Origin of the sequence: Thermosynechococcus sp. M98_K2018_005, from assembly GCF_015295825.1 — a bacterium.
Classification (GTDB): Bacteria; Cyanobacteriota; Cyanobacteriia; order Thermosynechococcales; family Thermosynechococcaceae; genus Thermosynechococcus.
The window spans coordinates 1-9,502 of the sequence record NZ_DVEH01000085.1 but is presented as its reverse complement, the minus strand read 5'-3'; the positions used below and the strand labels follow the sequence as shown (position 1 = coordinate 9,502).

Here is a 9,502-nt window from a genome sequence, read left to right as displayed (position 1 = left end):
ATAATTGATTTTTGAAAACACAAAAGCCTTATAGAGCATGGTACAGTCCTTATTTATAGGGATAGGACACCCTCAAAACGGTCAAAACCACTGCGCTGACAGCAGGCACCGGAACAAGAGCATAACTCATACTCTAGAAAAGGGCGATATTAAGATTTTTACTGCTTTTGACATCTTACGTAACAAAGTGGTGGTGGAAGAAACTCCCCTGAAATACTAGAGGAAGAGTCCTAAGTACTGGGGGCAAGTTTGTTGTGGCCTATCCCTTGCACGTTGCCTTCATTTGGCACCAGCACCAACCCCTCTACAAAAGTTGTCGCACCGGTCAATACCTGCTCCCTTGGGTACGGCTCCACGGCACCAAGGATTACTTGGACCTGATCTTAGTCCTCGCCAAATATCCCCGCCTCAAGCAAACTGTCAACCTTGTCCCCTCACTGCTGCTGCAAATTCAGGACTATGTCAACGGTACGGCCCTTGACCCCTACCTCACAGCTACACTGACGCCGGTTGAGCAACTCACGGATCAACAGCGCTGGTTTATCATTGAGCATTTCTTTGATGCCCACCACCGCACGATGATTGACCCCCATCCCCGCTATCGGGAACTCTACGAGCAGCGGCAAACTCACGGGAAAACGTGGTGTTGGCAAAATTGGCAGCCCCAAGATTATGGGGATTTGTTAGCGTGGCACAATTTAGCGTGGATTGATCCTCTGTATTGGGAGGAGCCAGAGATTGCCCAATGGTTGTCCCAAGGGCGGGATTTTACCCTTAGCGATCGCCAGCGAATCATTGCCAAACAGCGCGAAATTCTTGGCCAAATCATCCCCCAGCATCGCGCCCTTCAAGAGGCGGGTCAAATTGAAGTCACCACAACCCCCTATACCCACCCGATTTTGCCCCTATTGGTGGATACCGATGCCGCAAAAGTAGCGGTTCCCAACCTTGCCCTGCCCCAACAGCGGTTTCAATATCCCGAAGATGTTCCTCGGCATTTGCGGCGGGCGCGAGTTCTTTATGAACAATTCTTTGGGCGATCGCCCCGGGGACTGTGGCCCTCAGAACAATCCGTGAGTCCAGCGATTCTTGAACCAATCGTTGAGCAGGGGTTTGAGTGGATTTGCTCCGATGAAGCGATCTTGGGCTGGACAGCGGGAACCTATTTTTACCGCAACGAAGCAGGGGTTGTCCAACAGGCGAATATTCTTTACCAACCCTACCGCCTGACCACTAGCAAAGGGGATCTCAACATTGTCTTTCGTGATCATCGCCTCTCGGATTTGATTGGCTTTACCTACAGTGCCATGGCACCGGAAGCAGCGGCAGCGGATCTGCTCAAGCAGCTTGAGGGCATTCGCCAGCAACTCATTGCCCATGAGGGGACTGGCCAGTCTAGTTTGCAGCAACCATGGCTTGTGACCATTGCCCTCGATGGCGAAAACTGCTGGGAGTACTATCCCCGCGATGGCCTGCCCTTCTTAGAAAGGCTCTACCAAGGCCTGAGCGAGAGCGAGCACTTTGCCTGTGTTTCTGTGGCGGAGTATCTGCAACAATATCCCCCGCGGGCAGTGATTTCGGGTTCTGCTCTCCACAGTGGCTCTTGGATTGATGGCAATTTCTGTACGTGGATTGGCGATCCAGTAAAAAATAAAGCTTGGGACTATTTAGGGGCCGCCCGCCAAACCCTTGAACGCCATCCCGAAGCGACAGAAACAAACAATCCAGCGGCATGGCAAGCCCTTTTGGCGGCTGAAGGCTCTGACTGGTTTTGGTGGTTTGGTGAAGGCCACTCCTCGAACCACGATGCCATGTTTGATCAGCTTTTCCGTGAGCATTTGATGGCGCTCTACACGGCATTGGGGGAGCCAATTCCTGAGGTTCTCAATGATCCCTTAGAAGTGCACGAAGCCAAGGATACCTACCCGCCCCAAGGTTTTATTCACCCTGAGATTGATGGGCGCGGTGATGAGCAGGACTGGAACTTTGCTGGACGGATTCAAATAGGTGGCAGCCGAGGGACGATGCACCGCCAAACCCTGATCAATCGCCTCTGGTATGGGGTGGATCACCTAAATATCTATCTGCGTCTTGATGCCCCTAGCCAGAAACAGCCCTTTGGAAATGACATCAGTACCCTGCACTTTTGCTGGTACTACCCCAACATGGTGACGTACAATAGCCCCCTCTCTGATCTGCAAGATTGCCCCGACGAAGCTCCCCTCAACTACCTGTACCACCATCAATTGGTGATTGACTTTGAAAAGCAACAGATGACCTTCAAGGAGGCGATCGCCAACTACCAGTGGGAAGAGCGACCCAGCCATGCCCGCTATGCCTTAGGCATCTGCCTAGAGGTGGCCATTCCTTGGGCGGATCTGCACCTGCATCCCGATTGTGGACTGCATCTATTGATTGTGTTGGCACAGGATGGCTATTATTTGGATCATCTGCCCACAGAGCAACTGCTCTTTTTGACCACACCCTAGTCCTTGCCGGGAAGCGTTAACAACAAGAGATGGCTCAGGCTTCCCAAGGCAGCCACGGTTGAGAGCAAATAATTTGCAGCGAGAAATTATTTTCTGCGTACCAAAGTTCTGTAAGCTCAGATAGGAAACCTCTGCGGGATCAACTTGTGCAGTTAGGAGGGTTGTGTGGATAACGTCATCGGCTTAGAGATTATTGAAGTTGTCGAGCAGGCGGCGATCGCCTCAGCGCGGTGGATGGGCAAAGGTGACAAAAATATGGCGGATCAGGTGGCCGTGGATGCCATGCGCCGCCGCCTGAATCAAATCCATATGCGCGGTCGCATTGTGATTGGTGAAGGGGAACGGGATGAAGCCCCAATGCTCTACATTGGCGAAGAAGTGGGCATTTGTACCCGTCCCGATGCTGCCCAATACTGTAACCCCGAAGAACTCATTGAAATTGACATTGCCGTTGACCCCTGTGAAGGGACAAATCTCTGCGCCTACGGCCAACCCGGCTCAATGGCAGTGCTAGCCATTTCTGAAAAAGGGGGGTTGTTTGCGGCTCCCGACTTTTATATGAAAAAATTGGCGGCGCCCCCTGCTGCTAAGGGTAAAGTGGATATTCGCTACTCGGCGACAGAAAACCTGAAAATTCTCTCGGAATGCCTTGACCGCGCCATTGATGAATTGGTGGTGGTGGTGATGAAGCGCGATCGCCACAATGACTTGATTCAAGAAATTCGCGATGCGGGTGCCCGTGTTCAACTGATCTCCGATGGCGATGTCTCCGCTGCTCTCTCCTGTGCTTTCTCTGGTACCAACATTCATGCGCTCATGGGTATTGGCGCTGCGCCTGAAGGGGTGATTTCTGCTGCTGCCATGCGTGCCTTGGGTGGGCACTTCCAAGGGCAACTGGTCTATGATCCCGCTGTGGTCATGACCAAGGAATGGGCCAATCGCACCCGTGAAGGCAACCTTGAAGAACTGAAAAAAGCAGGCATCACCGATCCCGATAAAGTCTATGAAGCCGAGGAATTGGCCTCGGGGGAAACGGTTCTCTTTGCCGCCTGTGGTATCACCCCCGGTATGCTCATGAAAGGGGTACGTTTCTTCAGGGGGGGGGCCCGTACCCAATCTCTGGTGATTTCCACCCAGTCGCAGACAGCGCGCTTTGTGGATACCATCCACATGTTCGATAAGCAGTTGAAGTCGCTCCAGTTGTACTAAGCACTGACTGCGATGAAAGACAATGAACTCCCTCTCCGTGAGGGGGTTTTCTGAGTGCCATGCCTTTGAACCTCGCCACTACGATTACCCTTGCTCGCCTGTTGATCGTGCCAGTGATCGTAGGCTTGCTCTCCTTCAATGATGGAGCGGTCTATCGCTGGTGGGGGGTGGGTCTGTTTCTGGTGGCAGCCCTCACGGATTGGCTAGATGGCTACATTGCCCGCCGTTTCAATCAGGTGACGGATTTGGGCAAGGTGCTTGATCCTCTCGTGGATAAACTGCTGATTCTTGTGCCTCTTTTACTCTGTATTGAATGGGGAGAGGTGCCTGCATGGTCAGTGGCGTTGATCCTCTTTCGGGAACTCGGAATTGCCAGTTGGCGGGTTCAGCAATCGCAAATTCAGGGGGCAAACCTTTGGGGCAAAGCCAAAACCGTTAGCCAGATGATGGCCGTGACATTGCTTCTCGCCCCCTTCCCTCCTGCTTGGCAGGGGGGAATACTTATTGTTTATGGGGGGGCGATCGCCCTCACGCTGATTTCTGGGGCACTTTATCTTCGTGGTTGAGTCCCAATGCGCCCCGCTAGCGCTTCCTGTAACAGCTGCAGATTAATGCGATCGACCCAATAGGCTTGAAAGGTTGGCTGTGCCACTTGGCTAACAAACGTTTGACTCAAGAAGGGACGCAACTGCGCATTTTGTTGATTAAAGACACCAAAGAAGGCTGCACCCACCCCCTTGAAAAAGGGCTGCGCCAACTGAGGATTCGGGCCAATGAGATCATCGGGTACGGGCAACACCCCCGCTTCGCTGACGCCCACTGCCGAGAAATGGGTACCGGGCACGAGCATGGCAAGATACTTGGGCTGCGCCTGCAACCATGTAAAGGGCCAGATCTGCTCCTCTAGGGATGGCGCAAAGACGTCTTTACTACTGGAAACAATCAGCGTAGGTACCTTGATATTGGCCATGCCCCGTTCACCAATGAGGATACTACTCACTGGATTGACAGCAATCACAGCTTTGACCCGTGGATCTGCCAGTGTAGAGGGCACATCGGAAAGACCGAGACTACGACATTGCAGGAGCACTGAGATATTAAAGATAAAGAGATCACTAGCGGCTGCCAGACAGCGTTGTTTGACGGCATTCCAGTCAACGATCCCCCCCGCCGCTGCCAGTACCGTAAAGCCCCCCATGGAGTGACCAAAGAGGCCAACATTGTTGGTGTCAATCTTCAGGGCAGGGTTTTTCTGAACCAAAGTGGCCACGGCATCCACCCCAAACTTCAAATCAAGGGGGCGCTGCGCCCAGTCCTTCGGCAAGTTCTCGTAGTCGAGGGGTGCCCCTGAGAGGAAACTGCCAACCCGACTGGCATCGGAACCAGGGTGAGTGACTGCTAAAACGGCTAGGCCATAACTGGCCAAGTGCTCTGCCAAGTAGGCAAATGTCGTGCGGTCTGAGGCTAAACCATGGGAAATGACAATCAGAGGTGCCGGCGCCGTGATTCCTGTTGGGACATAGAAATCTGCGGGAATGGGGCCTGTGGTGCGATTGGGATTGGTAAATTCAATTTTTTGCTTTTGCCACTGGAAGGGTCCTTTTTGGGCAGGATTGAGGCTACTGGCTGGCAGCGGCGTTTTCGGTTGGAGTTGCGCCAAGCGTTCGATAAAGTGTTGTGCCCGTTGTTCTTGATTCACTGCACGGGTAAAGGCACCCACTACCTTCAGACCCAACTCACCATTGACTTTCACACTCTTGCCGGGAAAGGCCTGTAGTACTGAGAGCAGGGTAATACCTGAGGGGGAGCTGGCGGCGGTTTTCAGGGCTTCACCAAGGGCTTCGCCACCATTGGCATCGTTATCTGTACGAATGACTTGGCCGATACGCTCCAAAAAGTTTTGACCAATGGGACTTTTAAGAAACTGGCTGACGGTGGTGGGTGCTAAGTTCATGCGGGTTGTTAGGCCTTCCCGCAGGTTGGGCTCTTGGTCACTAGGGAGCAATTGAATCAAAAACCTGAGTTCCGGACTGGTATTCCCCGTTTTGGCAAATGTGGCAAGATCACTCACTTGAATGTTGAATGTGCCAAAGGGCGGATAAACAAGGCTAATTTGCTCGGCAGCAAGTCCCGTCTGTCCCCAAAATGTTGCAGCCACGCCCACGAGGGAGAACCACTGCCATTTTTTCCTTGTGCCCGCGATCGCCATCCCTGAGACACCCTCAAATCATTAGCATTATCGTGGTTTGCAACGTCACCGGCAACTCATTTCCAAGGACTGGCAGCCTGAGGGCTAGGTTCCGACTCTTTGAAAAGGGCTGTAAAGGGCTGCCACTGTGGTATTGTGCTTTTGGAAAAAATGAGGGAATCTGCCCATGAGTGATGATGCAGTCAAGCAAATGAAGCAGGCCGTTGCCAAAGCTGCTGCCGATCGCGTGCAGTCTGGAATGATTGTCGGCTTGGGCACTGGGTCAACAACGGCTTTTGTCATCCAATTTTTGGGCGGTCGCCTACGCAACGGAGAACTGAGTAACATCGTTGGTGTGCCCACCTCATTTCAAGCCTCTGTCCTCGCCAAAAAGTATGGCATTCCCCTAGTCACCCTCGATGATGTGGAGAAATTAGACCTCGCGATTGACGGTGCCGATGAAGTCGATCCCGCCAAAAACCTGATCAAGGGGGGTGGGGCGGCTCATACTCGTGAAAAAATTGTCGACTCCCTTGCGGATCAGTTCTTGGTCGTGGTGGACAGCAGCAAGCTGGTGCAGAAATTGGGTTCCACCTTCCCTGTGCCCGTGGAAGTGTTACCCTTTGCCGTAGCTCCCGTCACTCGTGCCCTGAAAGCTCTTGGGGGTCAGCCTGAACTGCGCATGGGTGTGAAAAAAGATGGCCCAGTGGTCACTGATCAAGGCAACCTTGTCCTTGATGTCAAATTTGATGACATTTCTGACCCCGCCGAACTGGAAAAAACGATTAACAACATCCCCGGCGTTGTCGAAAATGGCCTTTTTGTCAACGTGGCCGATGTGATCCTCATTGGTGAGATTGTGGATGGCCAGCCCTGTGTGCGTGAAATGAGCTAGCAGTTTTTCCATCCCTTTCCCGCAAGGAAGCAAAACTTACTTTCCAGTGATCAATCTCTCAACCCATCGGTGATTGAGGTCTTAGGCGGCGACAGCGTTGCGATTAATAATCGAGGTATCCACTCTATAGGAGCCTCCAATGTCTCTCCAATCCTTCACCCGTCGGTTGGTCACACTAGGCAGTATTGTGGTTTCAGGTGTTATGGTGGCTACTACAGCAGCGCAAGCGAATCCACCGATAATCGTTAACTGCAATGGTGGTGGTCAAATTTGCAACCAAACCGCTCGTTATACCTTCAACTCTGAAAGCCCGAACTTTGATTACGCCCTCCAGGTCACTGCGCCTGCTACCCACTGCTCGGAAGTAAAATACTTCACCACCAATCGTCAGGGACAGCGGGTCGAAACAGAGTTCCTTGGCCCCAACGGTTCAGCTTTTTTGCCCATTGGTGGCAACTGGCAACAGGGCAATCACACGATTCAAATTGGGGCGATCGGGCGTCAGGGTGGATGTAATGTGGGTACGTTAGGTTCTTGGGGGGTTCAAGTCCGCCCTGTCATTGTTCCCCGCTAATTAGGAGTGAACTCCTAGAAACTGGATTCATCCTCACTGGTTGAAGGGTCAGTGGCAACAACACTGACCTTTTTTTGTGCTTATTTTTGGTTGACTTTCCTAGTTTTCACGTTGCCATTCATTCTACTTCCCTGAGTGGTGCAAAGCATTATTTTGAACAAAGTTGCTGAATTACTTGAAGGGTATGGTCGGCGCATTCAGTTTAGTGTGTTTGAGGCACGCTTAGAAACCTACCAAGTTGAGCAGTTGGGCGATCGCCTGCAACGGCGCATCAAACGCAGTGGGGATCATATTCGTATCTATCCGCTCAGCCGCCCCACCGAAGCCCGTATTCTTGTTCTTGGCAGTGGTCAAATTCCCGTCGAATTCCCCTTTAGTACAGTTGTTGGTGCACTCTGAAATGAACTCTTGGGGGCGATCGCTCATCAAACTATTGAGAAAAATTATATTTTGAGGATTTGTGCCATGGGATTGCGTGGGTTGGTATTGACATTAGTGGTGGCAGGCATGTTGATCACAGGAGCGATCGCCGGCCGTGCTGGTAAGGAGGTGCCCGCCACCCTTACGGGTCGAATGACGGCGGTTGTTGATGACGATGAAGTTTTAATTGAGGCCAATAACCAACGCTACAAGCTCGATCTACCCGATGCTTGCAAACCTGCCCTGCGCACTGGCGTTCTTAGGGTGGGCAGCGTTGTGACTGCCAGTGGCAAACTAGAACTTGATGATCACGAGCTAGATGTTTCCGTTGTCCAGATGAATGGGCGTCAGGTCTGCCCATAATTGCGAACACCAAAGGGGACATGCACTGAGGGAATCGAACCCGCTGCGGATTCTAGATGGGTCAGTTGATCATCAAAGAAGATATGCGGCTTGAGTTGCTTGAGAACCCGTACTTTCTCCATACCGCCAAGGAAAAAGGTTTCATCAGGCATGACCCCCCAACTATTGAGGGTAGTCACCACCCGTTCACTAGCAAGGATATTGCGTGCCGTCACAATCGCAATCCGTAACAGCCGCTGATAGCTGGCATCCTGCTGCTCTTTTGCCATTTCCAACTGTTGAAAGGCTGCCAGTTTCTTAAAAAGATCACTCAAGGGTCCCGGATTATGGGGAATGTTGGCCTTTTGCAGTTCATGGGCTTGAAATTGCTCGAGATCCCCTTGGCGAAAGACGGCTTCCGCTTCATCATCCGCTAGCACACCGTCAAAGTCAAAGGCAATGCGCAACTCAGCATCCTCTTCGTGATCGGTGATGGGCGATCGAATCACCATGCCCGCTGGATACCCAGCCTCGATCGCCTGCCGCACATCCGTTGCATTTCCCGAAAGAAACAGAGACACATTAAAGGCAGGAATGTAAGGATGGGGGGATTTTCCACCCAAAAATGCGGCGCGGGTAATGTTTAGACCGTAGTGCTGAATTGAATAGAAGACCCGCTGACCTGTATCGGGATCGTTTCTGGAAAGGAGCACTACTTCCACGGGTTCTTGTTCTGGATAGGCACGGTTGAGATTCAAGAAGCGGCGAATAAAGGGAAACGCCACCCCCTTCGGCAAGACATCGTATTTCCTTTCCCGCTGAAATTGGCGGTACTTTTCGGTACCCTCATTGCGAAAGACGTCATCCGCCTCCCCCAAATCAAACAGGGCACTGGAGGCCACCGCAATCACTAATTTCTTCTCAATTGGGTATCCCATCACTAAGCATCTGATAGTGGGATTGAAGGCCGGTCCGCAATTGGGCGATCGCCCCTTGCCAATCACCCCGCTGGGGCTGGCGAATTAACTGCGCCGAAGGATACCAAGGCGATCGCGAGCACTGCCAGAGCCACCGCCAATCCGCCACAAAGGGCAACAGGATCCACAGGGGCTTGCCTAGGGCGCCCGCCAAGTGTGCCACAGCCGTATCAATTGTTACCACGGCATCCAACTGCTGGATCAAAAACGCTGTATCCAGAAAATCCCCCATATAGGGCTGGCAGTCGATCACCCCCACCTGCCGTAGTTGTTCCGCCTCCGCTGGCGATCGCTCCTTTTGGAGGCTATACCATTGCACCTCAAATTCCTGCAGCAGGGGTAGGAAATACTCAAGGGGACAAGACCGCTGAGCTGTCGTGCGTGTTTGACTATGGCTAGCCCAAACCA

General features: G+C 52.4%; 10 protein-coding genes. 7 read left to right on the top strand and 3 right to left on the bottom strand.

Annotated features, from left to right (window positions below; genetic code table 11):
- Positions 1–254: 254 nt before the first annotated feature.
- From IGQ15_RS10865 to pgsA, 3 genes are all read left to right on the top strand, one after another.
- Complete coding sequence (locus tag IGQ15_RS10865; RefSeq protein WP_297051669.1) at positions 255–2,489, top strand: glycoside hydrolase; 2,235 nt, start codon at positions 255–257, stop codon at positions 2,487–2,489.
- Between the two features lie 165 nt (positions 2,490–2,654).
- Positions 2,655–3,698, top strand: a complete 1,044-nt coding sequence (gene glpX / locus IGQ15_RS10860; RefSeq protein WP_297051667.1) for a class II fructose-bisphosphatase — start codon at positions 2,655–2,657, stop codon at positions 3,696–3,698.
- A gap of 59 nt (positions 3,699–3,757) precedes the next feature.
- On the top strand, positions 3,758–4,264 hold the full coding sequence (pgsA, locus tag IGQ15_RS10855) for a CDP-diacylglycerol--glycerol-3-phosphate 3-phosphatidyltransferase (protein WP_297051665.1): 507 nt from the start codon (positions 3,758–3,760) through the stop codon (positions 4,262–4,264).
- On the opposite strand, the gene IGQ15_RS10850 is transcribed toward pgsA, so the two are convergent.
- Positions 4,249–5,907 carry an alpha/beta hydrolase gene (locus IGQ15_RS10850; protein WP_297051663.1) on the bottom strand — a complete coding sequence of 553 codons (1,659 nt, stop codon included), beginning with the start codon at positions 5,905–5,907 and terminating at the stop codon, positions 4,249–4,251. The genes pgsA and IGQ15_RS10850 overlap by 16 nt on opposite strands.
- A 166-nt stretch (positions 5,908–6,073) precedes the next feature.
- Here IGQ15_RS10850 and rpiA point away from each other — a divergent pair, with 166 nt between their 5' ends.
- The 4 genes from rpiA (at position 6,074) to IGQ15_RS10830 (ending at position 8,138) form a co-directional block, all read left to right on the top strand.
- Positions 6,074–6,781, top strand: coding sequence for a ribose-5-phosphate isomerase RpiA (gene rpiA / locus IGQ15_RS10845; protein WP_297051661.1), 708 nt, complete (start codon positions 6,074–6,076; stop codon positions 6,779–6,781).
- 139 nt (positions 6,782–6,920) lie between these two features.
- Positions 6,921–7,355, top strand: a complete 435-nt coding sequence (locus tag IGQ15_RS10840; protein ID WP_297051659.1) for a hypothetical protein — start codon at positions 6,921–6,923, stop codon at positions 7,353–7,355.
- Positions 7,356–7,508: 153 nt separating this feature from the next.
- The gene (cas2, locus tag IGQ15_RS10835; protein WP_297051657.1) at positions 7,509–7,754 is read left to right on the top strand and encodes a CRISPR-associated endonuclease Cas2; all 246 of its coding nucleotides are present in this window, start codon (positions 7,509–7,511) and stop codon (positions 7,752–7,754) included.
- Positions 7,755–7,820: 66 nt separating this feature from the next.
- Positions 7,821–8,138, top strand: a complete 318-nt coding sequence (locus tag IGQ15_RS10830) for a hypothetical protein (protein ID WP_297051655.1) — start codon at positions 7,821–7,823, stop codon at positions 8,136–8,138.
- On the opposite strand, the gene IGQ15_RS10825 is transcribed toward IGQ15_RS10830, so the two are convergent.
- Together IGQ15_RS10825 and IGQ15_RS10820 are read right to left on the bottom strand one after the other, a co-directional pair.
- Positions 8,123–9,055, bottom strand: coding sequence for a 5'-nucleotidase (locus tag IGQ15_RS10825; RefSeq protein ID WP_297051654.1), 933 nt, complete (start codon positions 9,053–9,055; stop codon positions 8,123–8,125). The two genes, IGQ15_RS10830 and IGQ15_RS10825, sit on opposite strands and share 16 nt — an antisense overlap.
- Positions 9,039–9,502: glycosyltransferase family 9 protein (locus IGQ15_RS10820; RefSeq protein ID WP_297051652.1), on the bottom strand; the 464-nt coding region annotated here is incomplete at its 5' end. The genes IGQ15_RS10825 and IGQ15_RS10820, both read right to left, overlap by 17 nt.